Source organism: Micromonospora sp. NPDC005171, assembly GCF_040608575.1.
Classification (GTDB): Bacteria; Actinomycetota; Actinomycetes; order Mycobacteriales; family Micromonosporaceae; genus Micromonospora.
Genome location: NZ_JBEXIM010000040.1, coordinates 1 through 19,750, shown reverse-complemented (window position 1 = coordinate 19,750; position 19,750 = coordinate 1). Strand labels below are relative to the sequence as shown.

18 protein-coding genes are annotated in these 19,750 nt (G+C 69.2%); 10 read left to right on the top strand and 8 right to left on the bottom strand.

Translation table 11 applies throughout. The features are described 5' to 3' along the window. Window positions 1-54: 54 nt before the first annotated feature. From ABZU74_RS28865 to ABZU74_RS28855, 3 genes are all read left to right on the top strand, one after another. Window positions 55-429, top strand: coding sequence for a cupin domain-containing protein (locus ABZU74_RS28865; RefSeq protein WP_355430242.1), 375 nt, complete (start codon window positions 55-57; stop codon window positions 427-429). Between the two features lie 167 nt (window positions 430-596). Further along, window positions 597-1,028, top strand: a complete 432-nt coding sequence (locus tag ABZU74_RS28860; RefSeq protein WP_355430239.1) for a VOC family protein — start codon at window positions 597-599, stop codon at window positions 1,026-1,028. Window positions 1,029-1,064: 36 nt separating this feature from the next. Next, window positions 1,065-1,562: an N-acetyltransferase gene (locus ABZU74_RS28855; protein ID WP_355430236.1), complete on the top strand. Its 498-nt coding sequence runs from the start codon at window positions 1,065-1,067 to the stop codon at window positions 1,560-1,562. Window positions 1,563-1,622: 60 nt separating this feature from the next. On the opposite strand, the gene ABZU74_RS28850 is transcribed toward ABZU74_RS28855, so the two are convergent. After that, window positions 1,623-3,077: an alkaline phosphatase PhoX gene (locus tag ABZU74_RS28850; RefSeq protein WP_355430233.1), complete on the bottom strand. Its 1,455-nt coding sequence runs from the start codon at window positions 3,075-3,077 to the stop codon at window positions 1,623-1,625. A 413-nt stretch (window positions 3,078-3,490) separates the two neighbouring features. Between ABZU74_RS28850 and ABZU74_RS28845 the strand changes: the two genes are divergently transcribed. The 3 genes from ABZU74_RS28845 to ABZU74_RS28835 are packed head-to-tail and all read left to right on the top strand — an operon-like array spanning window position 3,491 to window position 5,880. Continuing rightward, window positions 3,491-4,288: an ATP-binding cassette domain-containing protein gene (locus ABZU74_RS28845; RefSeq protein ID WP_355430230.1), complete on the top strand. Its 798-nt coding sequence runs from the start codon at window positions 3,491-3,493 to the stop codon at window positions 4,286-4,288. Further along, window positions 4,285-5,046, top strand: coding sequence for an ABC transporter permease (locus ABZU74_RS28840; protein ID WP_355430227.1), 762 nt, complete (start codon window positions 4,285-4,287; stop codon window positions 5,044-5,046). Before ABZU74_RS28845 ends, ABZU74_RS28840 begins: the two co-directional genes overlap by 4 nt. A 45-nt stretch (window positions 5,047-5,091) precedes the next feature. Further along, window positions 5,092-5,880, top strand: a complete 789-nt coding sequence (locus tag ABZU74_RS28835) for a MerR family transcriptional regulator (RefSeq protein WP_355430224.1) — start codon at window positions 5,092-5,094, stop codon at window positions 5,878-5,880. Window positions 5,881-5,888: 8 nt separating this feature from the next. Here ABZU74_RS28835 and ABZU74_RS28830 read toward each other — a convergent pair whose 3' ends face one another. Then, on the bottom strand, window positions 5,889-6,842 hold the full coding sequence (locus ABZU74_RS28830) for a hypothetical protein (protein ID WP_355430221.1): 954 nt from the start codon (window positions 6,840-6,842) through the stop codon (window positions 5,889-5,891). A gap of 95 nt (window positions 6,843-6,937) precedes the next feature. Beyond that, window positions 6,938-7,534, bottom strand: a complete 597-nt coding sequence (locus tag ABZU74_RS28825; protein ID WP_355430218.1) for a VanZ family protein — start codon at window positions 7,532-7,534, stop codon at window positions 6,938-6,940. Window positions 7,535-7,629: 95 nt separating this feature from the next. Here ABZU74_RS28825 and ABZU74_RS28820 point away from each other — a divergent pair, with 95 nt between their 5' ends. After that, window positions 7,630-8,190 carry an alpha/beta fold hydrolase gene (locus tag ABZU74_RS28820; protein ID WP_355430216.1) on the top strand — a complete coding sequence of 187 codons (561 nt, stop codon included), beginning with the start codon at window positions 7,630-7,632 and terminating at the stop codon, window positions 8,188-8,190. 66 nt (window positions 8,191-8,256) lie between these two features. On the opposite strand, the gene ABZU74_RS28815 is transcribed toward ABZU74_RS28820, so the two are convergent. Next, on the bottom strand, window positions 8,257-9,732 hold the full coding sequence (locus tag ABZU74_RS28815; protein ID WP_355430213.1) for an arabinofuranosidase catalytic domain-containing protein: 1,476 nt from the start codon (window positions 9,730-9,732) through the stop codon (window positions 8,257-8,259). A gap of 205 nt (window positions 9,733-9,937) precedes the next feature. Here ABZU74_RS28815 and ABZU74_RS28810 point away from each other — a divergent pair, with 205 nt between their 5' ends. After that, entirely contained in the window at window positions 9,938-10,951 is a 1,014-nt protein-coding gene (locus tag ABZU74_RS28810) for a LacI family DNA-binding transcriptional regulator (protein ID WP_355430210.1), read from the top strand. Between the two features lie 10 nt (window positions 10,952-10,961). On the opposite strand, the gene ABZU74_RS28805 is transcribed toward ABZU74_RS28810, so the two are convergent. The 4 genes from ABZU74_RS28805 to ABZU74_RS28790 form a co-directional block, all read right to left on the bottom strand. Continuing rightward, entirely contained in the window at window positions 10,962-12,674 is a 1,713-nt protein-coding gene (locus tag ABZU74_RS28805; protein WP_355430207.1) for a trehalase family glycosidase, read from the bottom strand. 56 nt (window positions 12,675-12,730) lie between these two features. Beyond that, on the bottom strand, window positions 12,731-13,555 hold the full coding sequence (locus ABZU74_RS28800; RefSeq protein ID WP_355430204.1) for a carbohydrate ABC transporter permease: 825 nt from the start codon (window positions 13,553-13,555) through the stop codon (window positions 12,731-12,733). Beyond that, on the bottom strand, window positions 13,552-14,391 hold the full coding sequence (locus tag ABZU74_RS28795; protein WP_355430201.1) for a sugar ABC transporter permease: 840 nt from the start codon (window positions 14,389-14,391) through the stop codon (window positions 13,552-13,554). Before ABZU74_RS28795 ends, ABZU74_RS28800 begins: the two co-directional genes overlap by 4 nt. 150 nt (window positions 14,392-14,541) lie before the next feature. After that, the gene (locus tag ABZU74_RS28790) at window positions 14,542-15,780 is read right to left on the bottom strand and encodes an extracellular solute-binding protein (protein ID WP_355430199.1); all 1,239 of its coding nucleotides are present in this window, start codon (window positions 15,778-15,780) and stop codon (window positions 14,542-14,544) included. Window positions 15,781-16,079: 299 nt separating this feature from the next. On the opposite strand from ABZU74_RS28790, the gene ABZU74_RS28785 reads away from it, so the two are divergent. Then, a complete protein-coding gene (locus ABZU74_RS28785; protein WP_355430196.1) occupies window positions 16,080-17,915 on the top strand; it encodes an RICIN domain-containing protein in 1,836 nt (611 codons plus the stop codon). Window positions 17,916-18,101: 186 nt separating this feature from the next. Further along, window positions 18,102-19,655 (top strand): arabinofuranosidase catalytic domain-containing protein, encoded by a 1,554-nt coding sequence (locus tag ABZU74_RS28780; RefSeq protein ID WP_355430194.1) that lies wholly within the window; start codon window positions 18,102-18,104, stop codon window positions 19,653-19,655. The last annotated feature ends 95 nt before the right edge of the window (window positions 19,656-19,750 follow it).

The following is a 19,750-nucleotide window of genomic DNA, read 5'->3' as shown; positions in this document are numbered from 1 at the left end:
AGATGCACCAATCCGAGTGGTGGCCGTCGGCCCGACGGCTTACAGGAGGCCGTCATGAGCAGCACGGATCGACCCGAGGGGATCAGCCCCACAGCTGTGGAGTCGGCACCGGGGCTGTGGCGGATCGATCTGCAACGGCACGACCTGAGCATTCCCGGCCGGGAGGTCATTCAGGCCCGGGTGGAGTTCACGCCGGATTCTCCGCCGTTCAAGCATCTCCACCCTGGCGAGGAAATCATCTGCGTGCTGCAAGGAACGCTGGAATATCGGCTTGAGGGGCAGCCGCCCAAGGTGTGCAACCCCGGTGACGCGCTGACCGTCCCCTACGGTGTGCACCACCAGGCACGCAATGTCGGCGACGGTATCGCTGTCGAATTGGCCACGTACGTCGTCGAGAAGGGCAAACCGCTCCTCACCAAGGTGGAGTGAGATCCCTGCGGGCCCGTCCTGGATCACCGCCGGTCTGCGGGACCGGCGCCTCGGGCAGACGCCACACCATGACGAGTGATCGGGTCAAGTCTGTGGGTGGCTACACGCACTGGGCGACGACCAGGGGGTACGGAGATCAGCGGCGGCACGACCCATAGGGTGAGGGGATGTCGGTCAAGCAGGTTCAGGTCACCTTCGACTGCGTCGATCCTGAGCGCGTCGGTCGTTTCTGGTGCGAGGCCCTGGGGTACGTCCCGCCGCCGCTGCCGGAGGGGTTCGCCAGCTGGGACGACTTCAGTCGCGAGCAGCCGCCCGAGGAACGGGGTGCGTGGTTCGCGTGCAGTGACCCGTCGGGGGTGGGCCCGCGACTGTATTTCCAGCGGGTGCCCGAGGGCAAGGTCGTCAAGAACCGGTTGCACCTCGACGTGCGGGTCGGCACCGGGCTGGTGGGCGACGAGCGCCTGGCCGCCCTTGAGGCCGAGTGCGCGCGACTGATCCGGCTCGGCGCGGTACGCGGGCAGCTGTTGCTCGCGGACGGTGTGAACGAGTCGTGCCTCAACATGCAGGACGTCGAGGGCAACGAGTTCTGTCTCGCCTAGGTGACCGGGCGTCTGTCGGCGGTAGCCTCGGCCCTCATGACCTGGCTGCCCGATGAGTTCGTCCACCCCGTTTACGTTCCGGTGCCCGACACCACGCTGCATCTGCGGCCGATCCGCGAGGCGGACACCCCGCTCGACTACCCCGCCGTGATGGGTTCCCGCGAGCGCCTGTGGGAGATCTTCGGCCCAGCCTGGGCGTGGCCCAGCGCGACGATGACCTACGAAGAGGACCGCGTCGACCTGCTGCGGCACGAGAAGGAGATAGCCGCGCACCAGTCGTTCAACTACGCGTTGCTGGACGAGGGGGAGACGGCGATCCTCGGCTGCGTGTACATCGACCCGCCGGAGCGCACCGGCTCCGACGGTGAGGTCTGCTGGTGGGTGGTGGACGACCTGGTGGGCAGCGAGGTCGAGACCGCTGTCGACGCGCTGGTGCCGCGGTGGATCGCCGTGGACTGGCCGTTCCGCCAGCCCCGCTATCTGGGCCGTGACATCGCCTGGCAGGACTGGCTGGCGTTGCCGCGCGTCTCCTGACCGCGGCCGAGCCTGGTGGGGGCCAGGCGAGGTCGCCCGGCCCCCCACCTTCGGGCTCGCTCAGCCCAGGTACTTCTCCCACGGGCCGGTGATGGCCAGGGTGAGGCCCGGGTCCTGCATGTTGACGAAGAGCACCTTGCCGTCCGCGCTGAAGGTCGGCCCGCAGAACTCCGAGTCGTTGAGCTGGTTGCGGGCGATCGCGTACGTGGGCCCACCGGGGATCGTGCTGAGCACGTGCGAGGCGCCAGTGCCGTCCTCGGCGAGCACGAGGCTTCCCCACGGGGTGACCGTCACGTTGTCCGGGCCGTCGAAGGTGAGGTCGGTGTACTTGACCGCCGCACCCTCCTCGGACTGGGTCTGGTGCGGGAAGTACGTCACCAGCTGGATGGTCTGGTTCTTGTAGTTGTAGAACCACACCATTCCGTCGTGCGGCGTCGCGTCCGCCGGCAGGTCACCCTCGTCCCAGGCGTACGAGTTGACCACGTACACGCCCTCGTCGGTGGCCCACACGCCTTCGAACTTGCGACCGCGGGTGACCTGGCCGTCGGCGAACTGCTCGCGCACCGACTTGGTGCGCGCGTCGCGGTCCGGCACCTCGATCCAGCGGACCGGGAAGGGGCGGCCCAGCTGCGCGGAGGTCAGGTACGCGACGTCCGGCAGCACCGAACCGTCATCCATGATGATCTGCATCGCGGCGAGGACACCGGCGTTCGGTGCGAGGCGGGTGAGCACGCCCGGGCCCAGCTTGACGCCGTTTGGCGCCGTCCAGCGGTAGAAGAGACCGTTGGGCTCGTCGGCGTCCTCGGAGAGGTAGATCCGAGTGCGGTCCTTGTCGACGGCCAGGGCCTCGTGGGAGTAGCGGCCCAGGCACTTGATCGGCTTCGGGTCGGCGCTGCCGTCGGCCCACACCTCGAAAACGTAGCCGTGGTCCTTCTGGTAGACGCCGGACCGGCCGCCCTCTTCCCACTTGTCGCCGGCCCGGTCCTCGGTCTCCTCGCAGGTGAGCCAGGTGCCCCAGGGGGTCGGCCCGCCGGCGCAGTTGGAGATGGTGCCGGAGAGCGCCACGAACTCACCCAGGTTGCGGCCCGCGAGGTCGGTCTTGATCACGGTGCAACCGCCGGCGTCGACGGCGCCCGCGTCGTAGACCGTCCCCTTGACGTGGGGTACACCGAACTCGGCGCCCGGGTCGATCTCGTGGTTCTGGATCAGGGTGTACCGACCGTGGCCGGCGTCGTAGACAGCCATGCCGTCGTGGTCCGACGGGGTGGTGCCCTGGCCGCGGTCGAGCTTGGTGACACCGGTCCGGGTGACCACGGTGTAGCTGAAGCCCTTGGGCAGGGCCAGGATTCCCCTGGGGTCGTCCACGAGCGGCGGGAAGGGCACGTTACCGGGCTTCACCGGCGGGTGCGGCCGGGCCGGGCTGGCCTGGGCCAGGGACGGCAGGCCGCCCGCGACGGCAAGGCCGACGCCGGCGGCGGCGCCGCTGGCGAGGAAGGTACGACGAGAGGAAGGCACGTGGATCAGCTCCTGGTCAAGGCAAGTGCGACGACTGGCAGCCAACCCCTTCGGGCGGACAGCGACGCGTCACCCGTGGGATCGGGCGGTGACATCGGAGTGAAGAATCAGGGTCGCTCACGCGTCGCCGGGCCTGCCGGGACCGTCGCGAGGCTTCCGACCGGAGCGCGTGCGGTGCGGAGGTCTACCCGGTCGACGACGACGTGCGGTCTGGGACGACCTCGGCCAGTCCTGGCAGGCACTCCTCGACGACCACACCGACGAGGAGTTGAGGTGATCACGCGCCACATGACCCGGGCGCACGACCTCAGCCACACCCAGATGCGTCACCTGCGGTCCCGACCGAAGCCCGACTGAGGCAGGCGGCACGCGGGCTTGACCTTGACGCTGCGTCAACCCTCCATGCTGCCGTCATGAGCAATTCGCAACCAACAGCTCAGCCCGGGCAATCCGCGATCCATGTGCGCGGCCTGGAGAAGTCGTTCAAGCAGTTGAAGGTGCTGCGCGGCGTCGACATCGACGTGGCGCGCGGCAGCATCTTCGCCCTGCTCGGCTCGAACGGGGCCGGCAAGACCACAGTGGTGAAGATCCTGGCCACGCTCCTCAGGGCCGACGGCGGCACGGCCCGGGTCGTCGGCTTCGACGTGGCGACCCAGGCCGCCGAGGTACGGCAGTCGATAAGCCTCACCGGGCAGTTCGCGGCGGTCGACGAGATCCTCACCGGGCGGGAGAATCTGGTCCTGGTTGCCCGGCTGCGACACCTCAAGAAGCCAGGCACGATCGCCGACGACCTGCTGAGGCGCTTCTCGCTGACCGAGGCGGGCAGCCGGAAGGTGCGGACGTACTCCGGTGGCATGCGCCGCCGCCTCGACATCGCGATGAGCCTGATCGGGAACCCGCCGGTCATCTTCCTCGACGAGCCGACCACCGGGCTGGACCCGGAGGCGCGCATCGAGGTGTGGCAGGCGGTCAAGGAACTTGCCAGTGGTGGGACGACGGTGCTGCTCACCACGCAGTACCTCGACGAGGCGGAACAACTCGCCGACCGGATCGCGATCCTCCACGAGGGACGGATCATCGTGAACGGCACCCTCAACGAGCTCAAGCAGCTCCTGCCACCCGCCGAGGTCGAGTACGTCGAGAAGCAGCCCACCCTTGAGGACGTCTTCCTCACCCTCGTTGGTGCCAAGGCAGAGAAGGAACAGCGATGAACAAGCACTTCCTCGGTGACACCGCGGTCCTCCTGGGACGCTCGCTGCGGCACATCGCCCGCAGTCCGGACACCATCATCACGACAGCGATCATGCCGATCGCCTTCATGCTGCTGTTCGTCTACGTCTTCGGCGGCGCGATCGAAACCGGCTCCGACTCGTACGTGAACTATCTGCTCCCCGGCATCCTGCTCATCACGATCGCCTCGGGCATCTCGTACACCGCCTTCCGGCTCTTCCTCGACATGCAGGGCGGCATCTTCGAACGGTTCCAGTCCATGCCGATCGCACGGTCCTCCGTGCTCTGGGCACACGTGCTGACCTCGCTGGTCGCCAACCAGATCTCGCTGGTGGTCGTCGTCCTCGTCGCCCTGCTGATGGGCTTCCGCACCGGCACGAGCCTGCTGGGCTGGCTCGCCGTGGCCGGCATCCTTGTGCTGTTCACCCTGGCGTTGACCTGGATCGCCGTCATCCCCGGCCTCACCGCCAAGTCCGTGGACGGCGCGAGCGCGTTCTCGTACCCGTTGATCTTCCTGCCGTTCGTCAGCTCGGCCTTCGTGCCCACCGCGTCGATGCCCGGCCCGGTGCGCGCCTTCGCCGAGCACCAGCCGGTGACCGCCATCGTCAACGCGATCCGAGACGTGTTCGCGCAGAAGCCGGTCGGGTCAGGCATCTGGACCGCCCTCGCCTGGTGCGTCGGCATCCTCGTGGCGGCCTACCTGTTCGCCAACCTGACCTACCGCCGCAAGATCTCCTGACCCGGTTTCGGCCAGGGCTGGGTGAGGTAGGGGCAGGATCAGAGCATGCTGACGATCAGTCAACTCGCTGCGTACGTCGGCGTCACGGTGCGGGCGGTGCGGCACTACCACCAGATCGGCCTGCTGCCGGAGCCCGGGCGGGACACCTCGGGCTACCGGCGGTACGGCGCCGCGGCTGTGGTGTCCCTCATCAGGATCCGGATTCTCGCCAACGCCGGTGTGCCGCTGTCCCGGATCGGTCAGCTGCTGGAGGCCGACGCGTCGACCTTCGCGGGCGCGGTCGAGGAGATCGACAGGCAACTGGGCGACGAGATCGCACGACTGGAGGCGAGCCGGAAGCAGATCGCGCAACTCGCCGCCGGGGATCGTCTGGCGCTACCACCAGAGGTGATCACCTACCTCGACCGGCTCCGGGACATTGGCGTCGCCGAGCGGGTGGTGGCGGGTGAGCGGGATGGCTGGATCCTGATGGCCGCTCGCTGGCCCGACCGCGTCCACGAATGGATGCCCGGCAAGATCGCGCAGCTCGACGACCCGCAGCTCGTTCGGCTCTACCGGATCCTGTCGGAGATCTTCGAGAGCGACACCGGCGACGACGCGCGGCTGGTGGAGGCCGCCGACATCTTGGCCGGCCTCGCCGAGCAGGCGTACCGCTCCGGTGAGATCGACCTCGGTGAGGTGGGGAAGGACGATCTACCGTTCGACCTTCTGGACGCGCTGGCCGTCGAGGCGGACCCGCGGGTGGAGCGACTGCTGGACTTGATGCGTGAGCGCGGCTGGGCTGGCCTGGCCCGGCTGGAGCGGCTGGAACGGCTGGCAAAGCCGTCGACCTGATCGAAGGGTCAGCTCTGTTGGTAGTTCACCGCGGCGAACCCGCACGGCTGGTGCAGGTGCAGGTAGTAGGCGCCCTCGCCGACCTCGTCCAGGTCGGCGCCGCCGATCAGACCCAGGTAGTCCATCGGCTCCCCGCAGCCGGGGCAGTCGGCGTGCTCGGCGTCCTGGATCCAGTCGGGCCGGCCGCCCAGGGTCGAGCCACACTGATTCCAGGCGCTGGCCTGGTACGGGCTCGTTAGGGCCGGCCCAGGAACCGGGAGCAGCGTCGGCGGATTCTCCGGCCCGGCGTCACCGCCCAGGTAGCTCGGACGGGTGTTGTCAGCCCACCACTCGGTGGCGCCGGACGGTGTGACCCGGCTGTACAACGTCGTGTAGCAGGCGCAGAAGTGGCACGTTTCGATGACCAGGCGACCGGACCAGCCGGTGTGCGCCAGCGCGGCGTGGATCGCGGGGTCGGTGGTGTCCAGGTCGGCGGCGACCCAGAGGGGTGACGCGCACCAGGGGCAGGCGGGTCGGTCCGCCGGCGCGGGCGCGTCCCGCATGACCCACCGGTACGCGATGTCAGCGCACAGGTCGCGGCGCTTGCCGTCCGGGCCGATCGTCCAACCGCCCTCGACCGCATAGCTCAGCACACCCACGTGCAGGTCCTCCGCACCGGGCGGCGGCTGTGTCGACCAGCGACGCAGGGCGTGCTCGGCGAGCGGGTGCGCGCTGTGGGCCAGGATGAGGAGCAGATGGTTGAGTCGGTCCGGCGTCCGCCCGCCGTCGATCTGCTCGACGACCCGGCCGACCACGTCGGCGTTAGCCGCCCGGTACAACGTCGCTGGCCACAGCAGATCGAGGTCGAGCAGGGTCCCGTGGTACGGCGACAGTCTCGCCGGATCGGCGGCACCGATCTCGGTCAACTCCTCGATCGCGTCGTCGTCCTCGTCCGCCGCTCTCCTGATCAGTTCCTCGATCACCAGCGGATGGTAGCCGGGTGGCAGCCGCGCTTCGTCCGCGGTCGATCGGGTGGACCTCCGCGCGCGTGGGCCACCATGGCTACCGTCTCGGGCGCTCATCGTCCCGCGGCCGGGGCCGGTTGAGGTCGGCGATCCGTGGGCGTGTCGGGCGTGACCCGCCACCAGCGGCGGGACGCCAGCGCCGCCAGCCCGGCACCGGCGGCGTTGAGCAGGACGTCGTCCACCGACGACACCCGGTCCAGTCGCAGGACGTACTGGGCGGTCTCGACCAGGACCGAGCAGCCGGCCGCGAGGACCAGGATCCGCGGTACCGACGCCAGCGCCGGGAACCGCAGCGGGGCGAAGAACCCCAGGGCCGCGAAGACCAGCAGGTTGCCGACCACCTGGACCGTCGCCGTCAGCGGCCCCCCGTCGGAGAAGATCGTGAGCAGGTCGCGCAGCGGCACCACTGTCACCCGACCGGAGACGGCGCCGGCCTGGTCACCCGGCAACATGATCATCCAAACCCAGGGGACAGTGCCGTAGACGATGCCGACGTCGGCCAGCGACGTCCGCCAGGCCGACGTGGTGCCGGCAGCACGGCGGCGGCGGGCCAGGGCCCACACCGCCAGCGCGGCCAACGGCAGGGCGACCACCGTGATGAGGACGACGCCGTTGAACGTACCGAGCCAGCCGTGCCAACCCTTGACCATGCGACCCCCGCTGTTCGCCCAGCCCCGAAACCTACCCGGCCCGGGTGCCGGGCAAGGGCCCGTTTGTCACACCCGCGCGCCGGGCACACAGCCCCGTGGCGAAAAGAGGAATCCCGCAGCTCCTGCTGATCCAGGGCGCCGGTGCCGGCGTACACGACGAATGGGACAACAGGCTGGTCGACAGCTTGCGCGGTGAGCTCGGAAACGGGTTCGAGGTCCGCTACCCGCGCATGCCCGACGAGGCCGACCCGAGCTACGCCAACTGGGGCCCGGCCATCCGGCGGGAGATCGCGGCCCTGGCCGACGGCGCGGTCGTCGTGGGCCACTCGGTGGGCGGGACGCTCCTCGTCCACACGCTCGCCGAGCGACCACCCGCGCGGGCGCTCGGGGCGGTCGTGCTGATCGCCGCGCCGTTCGTCGGCCCTGGCGGCTGGGCCGGCGACGAGTTCGAGCTGCCGCCCGACCTCGGCGCGAGACTGCCGCCCGGGGTGCCGGTGCACGTGTTCCACGGCCTCCACGACGATACGGCGCCACCGCCACACGCCGACCGGTACGCGACAGTCATCCCGCAGGCGCACCTGCACCTGCTCCCCGGGCGCGACCACCAGCTCAACGACGATCTGAGCGAGGTGGCCAAGGTGATCCAGCGCGACTAGGTCGCCGGTCGTGCCACCCCCGGCAGCGGTGCGGGGGCGGCACGACCGAGCGATCGTTGCGCCAGGTCAGATGCGGGTGGACCACTGCTGGTTGGTGCCGCCGTTGCAGGCCCAGAGGATGAGTTTGGTGCCGTTGGCGGTGGCGGCGCCGTTGGCGTCGAGGCAGAGCCCCGACTGGACGCCTGTGATGGTGCCGTTGGAGTTGAGGTTCCACTGCTGGTTGGTGCCGCCGTGGCAGTCCCAGATGATGGCCTGGGTGCCGTTGGCGGTGCCCTGTCCGTTGGCGTCGAGGCACTTGTTGCCGTACACCTGGAGTTGTTTGGCGGCGGTGTAGGTCCAGCGCTGCGCGGTGTTGCCGGTGCAGTCCCAGAGTTGGACCTGGGTGCCGTTCGTGGTGCTGCCGTTCGGTACGTCGATGCAGCGGCCGGACTGGCCGCCGACGACCTGGACGTTCTGTTGCGGGTTGCCGGCACCGGCCGGCGCGTAGGCGGCGGCGTTGATGTTGGCCTGGACGGCGTTCTCGGTGGCTGCCGTCGGGTAGCCGGAGGTCAGCACCCCCTCGAAGAAGGTGCCGCGGCCGGTGATGCTGTTGTCACCGCCGATGCCGAGCAGGATGGCCCCTTCCTTCTTCATCGGGTGGTAGCCGTTCGGGCGCGGCCCGTCGAAGTAGGTCGTCAGGCTGCCCGACTGCGCGTTCCCGCCTCGGATCGCCCAGTGGTTCGGTTCGCCCTTGACCATGGCCGTGACGAAGCGGTGGTTGATGGACGCGATGTTGTTGTAACCCGCGTTCACTCCGGAGAAGAGCCCCCACTCCAGGTCGGCCATGATCCAGGGGCCGGCCCCCGCCCCGTAGCCCCACTGCTTGTTGGCGCCGAAGTAGACGGTCTCCATGATGGCGCGCTCGTCGGCGAGGCTGTTGGTCTGCGCGTTGCCGTAGTCGAAGCAGCACCACTGGTTGTAGTGCGTGCCGTCGACGACCGCGTAGATGCCCTCGGGCTGGTCGCCGGTCGCGACCCCGTTCGTGTTGTTGTTGCGGTAGCCGGTGCCGGGGGCGATGTAGACGCCGTACGCCTTCTGCCCGCCGACGGTGACCGGCGCCGCCTTCGCGTCGGCGAGGTTGTCCCAACCGCCGGGGGCGGGGCCGGCGAAGCCGCCGGGGGGCGCCTGGGTGAGGCGGTTGTTGCGGCCGGACTGGTCGTAGATGATCGTGATGACGCAGGTGGTGTTGGCGCAGAACGTGTCCTGGGTGGCGGCGTTGGCGTAGCCGCCCTCACTGAGCACGCCGACGTCGCGGGTGGTGTTGTCCGACGATCGTCGGACCTGGTAGAGCGGGCCGTTGTACGCGCCGTACAGCGCGCGGGTGGTGCTGTGCGCGGCCACGCACGGCGTGCCGCCGGAGGCGTAGATGTCACACGGACCCGTGCCGGCGGCGTGGGCGACGCCCGGGGCGTCCGAGACCACGTAGACGCCAGCGCCGACGACGAGGACCAGGAGGGTCCCGGCGGCGGCCACCAGGCGACCCAGCTTTCTCCTCACATTCATCAGATCCTTTCCAGTGCGTGGTGGGGGTGGGGTGTGGCGGAGTAATTGACGTCACACGTCATACCTGTGACATTAATGGGCGTCCATCTATTGGCGCTAGGTGGCACGCGTTGGTCATCGATCGATGAGCCTGAGGACGGATATGCTGGTCAGCGGAGCAAGGTGCGTCCCCGTGTCGGGGCAAAAATCGATTCGAGGGCGATTGATGAACATCGGGGAGATCGCTCGCCGGGCGGGGGTGTCCCGCAGCACCGTCTCCTACGTGCTCAGCGGAAAACGCAGCGTGTCGGAGGCGACCCGGCAACGGATCCAGTCGGTCATCGACGAGTTGGACTACCGGCCGAACGCCAGCGCCCGCGCTCTCAAGGAGGGGCGCACCCGGACCCTCGGGCTGGTCATCCCGCCGGCGAGCCAGCGGTTGACCGACATGCAGTTGGGCTTCGTCGCCAGCGTCGTCGAGGCCGCCGCCCGCCATGACCTCGACGTGCTGCTGTCCCCCTCCGGTGGCGACCATGACCGGTCGTTCGAGCGGATCGTCACCGGGCGTCGGGTGGACGGTGTGGTCCTCATGGAGATCCGGTTGGCGGACGACCGGGTGACCCGGCTGACCAAGGCTGGCCTGCCATTCGTCACGATCGGCCGGACCGCCGAGCCGCACGGGATGAGCTGGATCGACATCGACTACGCCGGGCTGATCGCCCGGTGCGTGCAGCACCTGGCCGACCTGGGGCACCGGCACGTGGCACTCGTGAACCGGTCCGCCGAGCTGGTGGCCGCCGGATACGGCCCCAGCCATCGCGCGCTGACCGGCTTCCGTGCGGCGGCGGCGGAGCGGGGGTTGACCGGCGTGGAGGTCTGCAGCGGCGACGACACCGCCTCCGGCGAGGCGTGTATGGAGCAGTTGCTCGCGACGCACCCGGAGGTCACGGCGGTGGCCACCATCAACGAGGCCGCACTCCCCGGGATGCAGCGCGCGTTGACCGGCGCCGGGTTGTCAGTGCCACGCGACTTCTCCGTCACCGGAGTCGCCGCGCAGCACTGGGCGGAGGACTTCCGCCCGCCGTTGACCGCCGCCGATGTGCCGATGGTCGAGATGGGCGCCGAGGCGGTGTCGCTGCTGCTGGAGATCATCGCGGCTCCTGGCGCCGTGCCACGACACCGCCTCTACAGTCCGCCCATCTCGTTGCGTTCCAGCACCGGCCCGGTCCGGGCCCGCTGATCCGACCCGGCTACCCGCCCCGGACCCGCCGTTCCTCCTGGGCGGCGGCGAGGATGAGATAGCTGCTGGCGGTCCAGGTGTAGGCACGGTCCCGGAGCCCGGTGCCGGTCTCGGCGTCGAAGTTCTCCGCGAAGCCGGACTTCTCGCACAGCGCTAGGAAGCGCCGACTGATCTCGTCGGCGATCCTGGTCTGCCCGGCCCGGCGCAGGCCGTCCTCGACCAGCACCGTGGAGGGCGCCCAGATCGGACCCCGCCAGTAGCCGTCGGCGAGGTAGTGGGTCGAGTCGGTCGGCTCGGTGGCCAGCCCGTGCGTCGTCAGGTGGGCTTCGACGCCGCGCGCCAGTGCGGCGGCGACCGGGGCCGGCAGGTCGGCCCCGAGCGCGATCGGCATCAGGTCGAGCAGGCTGCGGCTCCCGCGCCGGTGCCCGGTGCGGGGCTCACGGGCGCGGAAGCGCTCGCCGTCCCACAGGTCGCGCAGCATGGCCCCGTGGATCCGGTCGGCCTCCCGGGACCAGCGGGCGGCGGGCTCACCCAGCTCGGTGGCGAGGTCGGCGAGGCAACGGAGCTGCGAGACCAGGAACGCGGCGAGGTCAGCCGTCTCCAGGACCCGGTTGTCGTCGAAGGTGGTGGCGTTGTCCCAGCCGCTGTCGTTGCCGTGCTGGTAGTGCGGCAGGTCGTGGCCGGGGGCGCGCCGTGCGTCCAGCCAGAATTCGGACCAGCGGGCAAGCCGGTCGTACGTCTGCGCCAGCGCCGCCCGGTCCGGTGGCTGAGGAAGGCGTCGGCGCAGGTGACGCAGGGCCCAGCCGTGGATGGGGGGCTTGACGTAGTTGTGCAGGACCTCGGAGTGGGTGACCGAGTCGGGGAGGGCGCCGGCCTCGTCCTGGTGGTCGAAGGGCAACTGGAACTGGTGCCAGGCCAGCTCCGGCTCGCCGCCCGCCAGGGCGATCGCGTTGAAGCAGTGGTCCCAGCTCCACACCTTGTCCATCCAGTGCTTGGACATCAGGACGGCCGGCCGGGTGACGAAGCCCGCCGGAGCGACGGTGGCCGACCACAGGACGTATGCGGCCAGCTCGGCGGCCGGCGTCTCCGGACCGCGCCAGGGCGCGATCGCGTCGACGAACGCGGTGAACTCCGCGATCCGGTCGCGGCACAACTGCTCGAAGGTGACGGATCGGGCGTACGGACGGCGCGCCGTGGCGTACTCCTCGATCGCGATCTCCCAGGGCTGGTCGCCGGGAAGGTCCAGGGACCGGTCGGCGGTGCCGAGCGCCTGGGTGCCGTCGGTCCGCGACAGAGCGCCGGAGAGCACAGTGATCCGATAGCGGCGACCTGTCTCGTACGAGGTGAACACGTGTGATCCGTCGACCGGGTCGGCGTACAGGTAGGTGCCGCTGAACGGGGTGAGGGTGTGCGCGGCAGCGGCCACGCGCAGGCCGAGCCGGTGGCCCCGGATCCGCAGGGTGTCCGGCCCGTCGTAGACGGCCTCGATCCGGTCGGCCCCGTTGCGCCAGGTCAGCAGCGCGGGTGTGGCGACGACAGTGGTGCCGGCGACCGCGGGGGTGAGCCGTAGGACGGGGTGCAGCCCGGTCTGGTGGGAGACCAGGTGCAGATCGTCGGCGTACGTCTTCTCGGCTACCACCGGGGAGATGTTGAACCAGGATCCTCGGTAGCTGAACGGGATGTCCTGGATTCCGAACTCCGGACCGGACGGGGCGACGGTCATGGGTGGCGGGTGCCTTTCTGTGGTGCGGGTGGTCAGTCCTGGACCGCCGCGGATGGTCAGTCCTTCACGGCGCCGGCGGTCACGCCCATCGAGACGTACCGCTGGGCCAGGACCAGCAGCACTGCGGCGGGGATCGAGGCGACGACGGCGGTGGCCATGATGGCGTTCCACTGCTGGTTGTTGTTGCCGATGTAGTGGTAGATGCCGAGGGTGATCGGCTGGTGGTCGCTGCCGCCGGCCAGGGTCGAGGCGAAGATGAAGTCCGACCAGGACCACAGGAACGCGAAGAGCGACACAGTGACGATCGAGTTGCGGCTGACCGGCAGCACTACCGACCAGAAGGTCCGCAGTCGACCTGCGCCGTCGACAACGGCGGCCTGGAGCAGTTCGTCGGGGATGCCGGACATGAAGGCAGTGAAGATCAGGACAGCGAACGGCACCGCGAGCGTGGTGTCGGCCAGGATCAGGCCGGGCAGCGTGTTGAGGACGCCGAGGGTGAGGTAGATGGCGTAGAAGCCCATCGCCATGATGATCCCCGGGATCATCTGCGCGATCAGCAGCACGAAGCTCAGCGCCGGCCCGCCGGGTGGCCGGAGCTTCGCCAGCGCGTAGCCGGCCGGGGCGGCCAGGGCCACGGTCAGCGCCACAGTGCCGATACCGACCAGGAAGCTGGTGCCGAGGTACGGCAACTGCTGGTCGAACACCGCCCGGTAGCCGTCCAGGGTGCCGTTGGTGGGGAACAGGTGTGGGGGAGTGGCCCGCATGTCCTGGTCCCGGGTGAAGGACACGTTGATCATCCAGTAGACGGGGAAGAGCATCAGCCCGGTCAGCACCAGGCCGACTCCGGTCTTCCACCAGGCCCGAGGCATTGAGGTGGTCATCGCAGCTGCTGCCTCCGCTCGATCCGGATGTACAGGAGACCGGCGATCAGGGCCAGCACGATGAGCAGGTTCCCGATGGCCGCGCCCGGGCCGAACTCGGGCAGCAGGTTGCCGAAGCCGAGCCGGTACGACCAGGTGGCGAGCGTTGCCGAGGAGCCGGTCGGCCCGCCCTTCGTCATGATCCAGATGATGTCGAAGACCTTCAGGGTGTAGATCAGCCCCAGCAGCAGCGTGATCAGGGAGACGGGACGCAGCAACGGGAAGGTGATCCCCCAGAACCGTTGCCACCCCGTCGCGCCGTCGAGCGCGGACGCCTCGTACATCTCGGTCGGGATCGCCTGCAGGCCGCTGTAGAGCACGACCAGGTTGAACGGAATGCCGATCCAGACGTTCGCGATGATCACCGAGGTGAGCGACCAGCCCGGCGAGGTGAGCCAGTTGACCGGGTCGACCCCGACGACGCCGAGCGCCGCGTTGACCAGCCCCGAGTCGCTGTTGAGCAACCACGACCAGGTCGACGCCGAGACGATCAGTGGCAGCAGCCACGGTACGAGGATCAGCGCCCGCAACGTGCGCGACAGCGGGAAGTGCTGGTGGAAGAAGAGGGCCAGGGCCATGCCGATGGTGAACTGGAAGGCGAGCGAGGCCGCGGTGAAGACCACTGTGTGCGTCAGCGTCGGCCCGAATGCCGGGTCGGTCAGCACGGTCCGGTAGTTGTCCAGGCCGGCGAAGGGCGCCCCGCCCTGCACGAACGAGCGGACGGTGTACTCCCGCAGGCTCAACTCGACATTGCGGTAGAGCGGGTAGGCGTAGAAGGCCGCCAGGTAGACGGTCACGGGTGCCAGGAAGCCCCACGCCCACCATCGGCTGGGCCGGCGGGCACGGGACGGGGGAGGCCCGGGTGGGGCGGCGGTCGCCGCCCCACCCTGCTCTCGTACGGCGGTGGAGGTCTCTGTAGTGGAGGGCATGGTGTCGGTTCGGATCGCTTACCTGGTCGTGGCGGCGGTCTGCGCGGCGGTCAGCGCCGCCTGTGGCGACTTTCCGCCGCTGAGGGCCGACTGCACCGCGGTCCACAGGGACTCGGAGATCTTCGGGTACTTCGTGCCGAGGTTGTCACCGGTGCGGCCCTTGGCTGCCCGGACCGCCTCCACCCAGACCTTGAGCTTGGGGTCGGCGGTCGCCTGTCGCTCCTGGACGGCGGCGACGGGTGCGACGTAGGAGAGCGTGGTGTCAGTGGTGAGGAGGTTGTCGGCGTTGGTCAGGCACGCGACGAGCTTCTGCGAGGTCTCGTACCGGCCGGTGTTCTTCTGCACCGGAATGGAGACGAATTCACCACCGGTGGGCGCCGGGGCCGGCCCGCCCGCGCTGGCCGGGATCGCGATGGTGCCGTACGAGAAGCCGAGCTTCTCCGCGTTGGCCAGTTGCCAGGTGCCGTTCTCGGCGAACGCGTAGTCGCCGGTGGCGAACTCCTGCCAGCTCGTGGTCTGGGTGTTGTTGATGACGGAGTTCGGTGCGTGACCCTGCTTGAGCCAATCGGTCCAGAGCGTCAGCGCGGCCACCGCCTGCGGTGAGTCGAGGCTGGTCAGCTGGGCTCCGGAGCCCCAGAACCAGGGCAGGAACTGGAAGCTGCCCTCCTCGGTGCCGATCGCGGAGAAGGTGATGCCCTTCTTGCCCTTGGCCTTGACCTTGGTCAGTGCCGCGGTCAGTGACGTCCAGTCCTTGATGGCGGCGGGATCGACGCCGGCGGCGGTGAGCAGATCCTTGTTGTAGTAGAGGGCGAGGGTGTTCGCCCCGATCGGCACCCCGTAGGTCTTGCCGTCGCTCTGGCCGGCGCCGAGGAGGTTCTTCTCCATGGCGGAGACGTCCAGCTTGTTGTCGTCGGTGGTGGTGAGGGCGCCAGCCTCGGCCAGGGTCGAGATGACCGGGTTGTCCACGATCAGCACGTCCGGTGAGTTTCCCTGCTGGGCGGCGAGCAGCGCCTTGTTGGTCAGGTCGGTGGTGTCGTAGCCGGTTCGCTCGACCGTCACCCCCGCGGAGGTGCCGCACTTCTTGAGCAGCGCGACCCACTCGGAGTCGTCGGCGAACTGCGGGTACGGGTCCCAGACGAGGTAGGCGCCGCCGTCGGCCGGGCCGTCGGTAGACGACGAGCAGGCGCTGCCTGTCACTGCGGCGAGAGCTATCACGGCGACGGCGGCCAGGCGCCGCCGACGACTGAGTCCGGTCATGTGTTGCCTCACTTCAAATCGATCGTCAGGTGGGGTGTGCGGGGTGATCGTCGCGGGTTGGACCAGTCCAACCATGAGGCGAATCGATTCGACGAATCGGTTCGCCCGAAGATAGGTCTGGCCGTACCCGGGGGTCAAGAGTCAGTTGACCGCGCGGGGAGGATTGCTGGGCAACACGGGCGTCATCGCGCCGTTACTTCATTGACACGGTTCAGTCTCCGGTCCTACGATCCGTGCGAATCGATTCGCAAGCGCTGCCCTCCGGAGAGCGTCCCCCGCGCCCCACCAAGGAGCCGCCCGTGAAAACCCCGTCCCGCAGCAGGTCAGGACGAGCCCGTGTGTTCGTGGCCCGACTCGTCGTCGGCCTGCTCGCCGCCGCTGCCGCCGTCACCGTCGTCTCGTCCCCCGCCCAGGCCGCAGACGAGTCGATAAGCGTCAACTTCGCCACCACAAACGGTGCGCCGACCTACCGCGCCTCCGGCTGGATCTACGGCATGACCGAGAACGCCAGCGGTCCCGCCGACCACTTCTACCGGGACGTCAAGTTCCAGTACATGCGCGCCGGCGGCGCGCAGCTGCCGGGGAGTGGCTGGGTCGGCGGAACCTACGATCGGCGCTGGAACTCCACGCTCGCCCAGGCGCGTCGGACCACCGCCCTCGGCGGGAAGTTCATCATCCTGCCGCACGACCTCTGGGGCGCCGACGGGGCCGGGATCTCCCGCTTCCCCGGTGACAACGGCAACTGGACCGACTACGACAACTTCCTGACCCGCCTGATCAACGACGTCCGGGCGTCCGGGCTGTCGGTGCAGTGGGACATCTGGAACGAACCCAACATCACCATCTTCTGGAACCGGCCGATCTCCCAGTACCTGGAGTTGTGGCGCCGGACCTACCAGCGCATCCGGGCGGAGTTCCCCAGCCAGCTCATCGTCGGGCCGAGCTGTGCCTGCGTACCGTCGACCACACACGCCTTCTGGAACCAGTACCTGGACTTTGTCCGCTCGACCAACACGGTGCCGGACATCATCAGCTGGCACTCGCTGCCCGGTGACCCGGTCGCGAACGTCAACGCCGCCAACGCCACCCTCGACCCGCGCGGCATCGCCCACCCGCGTCCGTACCAGATCAACGAGTACGGCGCGCCCGACGAGCAGAACCCGGCCGACGGCGCCTGGTACATCGCACGGCTGGAGCGGGCCCGGGCCGACGGCCTGCGGGCGAACTGGGCCAGCGGCGGCAGCCTGCACAACGACCTCGGCAACCTGCTGATCCGCAACTCGGCCGGCCAGCACCAGCCCAAGGGCGAGTGGTGGAACTACCGCTACTACGCGTCCCAGGTCGGGGAGATCGTCGCGGTGACCCCCAGTCAGTCGTACGACGCGTACGCCACGAAGACGGCGGGAGTGGCGAAGGTGCTGATCGGCGGTGGTCGTACCACCGGGAACCTGACCGTCAACCTGCAACGCCTGGACACCACCAGCGGCATCGTGCAGAACAACCAGGTCCGGGTGCTCACCCAGCGCATCCCGCACGACGGTGGCGGAGCCGTGGCGGGGCCGGTCACGGTCTCGAACAGCGTGGTCGGGGTGTCCAACAACAACGCCACAGTGACCCTGCCGTACACCAACCAGAACGACACCTACACCGTCACGCTGCTGCCCCCCTCGGACGGCGGCTTCCAGTCGGTGGCGGTGGCCCAACACTCCCAGCAGTGCCTGAACAACCCCGGCCTGAGCACCGCCGACGGCAACGTCCAACAGCAGAACTACTGCGACGGCAGTGACCAGCAGCTCTGGGACTTCCGCCCGGTCGCCGGCGTGGCCAACACCTACACGGTGGTCAACCAGCAGAGTGGCAAGTGCCTCGACGTCAGCGGAGTGTCCACCGCCGACGGCGCGGCCGTGCACCAGTGGACCTGCCTGAACGGTCTCAACCAGCAGTTCACGCTGCGCAAGGTGACCTACTCGGGCAACGACTCGCACGACTACCAACTCGTCGCCCGGCACAGTGGCAAGTGCGTCGATGTCAACGCCGTCTCCACGGCGGCCGGCGCGCTGGTCCATCAGTGGACCTGCAGGGCGGTCAACCAGGGCAGCCCGTTGAACCAGACGTGGCGGCTCCTGGGGCGGTAGGCGTCCCTGAGGAGGTGGGTGCGCTGGCCGTCTGCCCAACGGCCAGCGCGCCACCTCGCCACCGCATTCATTGACATGAATTAAACAAAGGTCATACGATTCGCTCCGAATCGATTCGCCACCGCCACCACCCTCGTGACGCGTCGACACCCCCACCGCGCTTCCACGACTCCGAGGAGCCACCTCGTGCGAACCCCGTCCCCCACCGGGCCAGGCAAAGCCCGTGATCTCATCCCGAGACGTCATCGCGCCCGACGTCTGACCGCCCTGGCGGCTGCGCTGGTCGGCGCTCTCGTCGGCATCGGCGCCACCCCCGGTGCCCCGTCGCCGATCGCCGAGGCCGCCATCGTGCCGGGGCAGAGCACCCCGATCGTCGGTACGCCGTCCGGCCGCTGCCTCGAAGTGCCCAACTCGAGCACCACAAACGGCACCCAGACCCAACTCTGGGACTGCAACGGCACTGCCGGCCAGACCTGGACGTGGACGTCGACCAGGCAACTCCAGGTGTACGGCAACAAGTGCCTGGACGCCTCCGACCGGGGCACCACGAACGGCACCCAGGCGATCATCTGGGACTGCAACGGCCAGAACAACCAGCAGTGGAACGTCAACAGCAACGGCACCATCACCGGCGTGCAGTCCGGGCTGTGCCTCGACGCCAACGGCGCCGCCACCGCGAACGGCACCAAAATCATCCTCTGGGCCTGCAACGGCGGCGCCAACCAGCAGTGGGCCTCGCCGACCACCACGCCGCCGCCGACCAACCCGCCGACCGGCGCGCGCCCGTGCGACATCTACGCCTCCGGCGGCACCCCGTGCATCGCGGCGCACAGCACCACGCGGGCGCTCTACGAGACGTACGCCGGCAACCTCTACCAGGTCCGACGCTCGTCGGACAACACGACCCGCAACATCGGGCTCACGGGGACCGGCGGCACCGCCAACGCGGCGACGCAGGACTCGTTCTGCTCCGGCACGACCTGCGTGATCACTGTCGTCTTCGACCAGTCCGGGCGTGGGAACGACCTCTGGTACCAGGGGTCGAGCGTGGTGCCGGGCTCGCCGCAGAGCAAGCCGGCGATCGCGACCTCGGAGTCGCTGACCGTGGGCGGCGCGAAGGCGTACTCGCTCTACATCAACCCCGGCAACAGCTACTGGCGCGACGGGCACCTCACCGGCGTCCCGACCGGCGCGGCGCCCGAGGGCATGTACATGGTGACCAGCGGGACCCACGTCAACAGCGGCTGCTGCTTCGACTACGGCAACAGCGAGACGACCAGGAAGGCCGACGCCGCCGGGGCGATGGACGCCATCAACTTCAGCAAGCAGTGCTGGTTCGGCGGCTGCTCCGGCAGCGGACCCTGGGTGCAGGCCGACCTCGAATGGGGTCTCTTCCCGGGCGGCAGCAGCTCCTGGAACCCGAACCAACGCGCGTTCACCAGCAAGTTCGTCACCGCGACGCTCAAGAACAACGGCACGACCCGCTTCGCCATCAAGGGCAGCGACGCCCAGGTCGGCAGCCTCTACACGCTGTACGACGGCTCGCTCCCGCCGGGATACAGCCCGATGAAGAAGCAGGGCGCGATCATCCTGGGCAGTGGCGGTGACTGCTGCAAGCCCGACGGCGGCGCGAACCTGAGCGCCGGCACCTTCTACGAGGGGGCGATGGTCGCCGGCTATCCGTCCGACGCGACCGAGAACGCCGTGCAGGCCAGCGTGGTGACCGCCGGTTACCGCTGATCCTGGCGACGCCCGAACGGGCCCGACACCCCCAGAACGCCCCCTCGGGCGTGTCGGCCCCGCGGATCAGGTCATGTTGGCGAGGAACTCGCTGT

Excerpts from the sequence above, each read along its gene's own strand:
- ABZU74_RS28865 (WP_355430242.1), top strand. The coding sequence starts at position 55 with ATGAGCAGCACGGATCGACCCGAGGGGATCAGCCCCACAGCTGTGGAG.
- ABZU74_RS28860 (WP_355430239.1), top strand. The coding sequence starts at position 597 with ATGTCGGTCAAGCAGGTTCAGGTCACCTTCGACTGCGTCGATCCTGAG.
- ABZU74_RS28855 (WP_355430236.1), top strand. The coding sequence starts at position 1,065 with ATGACCTGGCTGCCCGATGAGTTCGTCCACCCCGTTTACGTTCCGGTG.
- ABZU74_RS28845 (WP_355430230.1), top strand. The coding sequence starts at position 3,491 with ATGAGCAATTCGCAACCAACAGCTCAGCCCGGGCAATCCGCGATCCAT.
- ABZU74_RS28840 (WP_355430227.1), top strand. The coding sequence starts at position 4,285 with ATGAACAAGCACTTCCTCGGTGACACCGCGGTCCTCCTGGGACGCTCG.
- ABZU74_RS28835 (WP_355430224.1), top strand. The coding sequence starts at position 5,092 with ATGCTGACGATCAGTCAACTCGCTGCGTACGTCGGCGTCACGGTGCGG.
- ABZU74_RS28825 (WP_355430218.1), bottom strand. The coding sequence starts at position 7,534 with ATGGTCAAGGGTTGGCACGGCTGGCTCGGTACGTTCAACGGCGTCGTC.
- ABZU74_RS28815 (WP_355430213.1), bottom strand. The coding sequence starts at position 9,732 with ATGAATGTGAGGAGAAAGCTGGGTCGCCTGGTGGCCGCCGCCGGGACC.
- ABZU74_RS28810 (WP_355430210.1), top strand. The coding sequence starts at position 9,938 with ATGAACATCGGGGAGATCGCTCGCCGGGCGGGGGTGTCCCGCAGCACC.
- ABZU74_RS28805 (WP_355430207.1), bottom strand. The coding sequence starts at position 12,674 with ATGACCGTCGCCCCGTCCGGTCCGGAGTTCGGAATCCAGGACATCCCG.
- ABZU74_RS28800 (WP_355430204.1), bottom strand. The coding sequence starts at position 13,555 with ATGACCACCTCAATGCCTCGGGCCTGGTGGAAGACCGGAGTCGGCCTG.
- ABZU74_RS28790 (WP_355430199.1), bottom strand. The coding sequence starts at position 15,780 with ATGACCGGACTCAGTCGTCGGCGGCGCCTGGCCGCCGTCGCCGTGATA.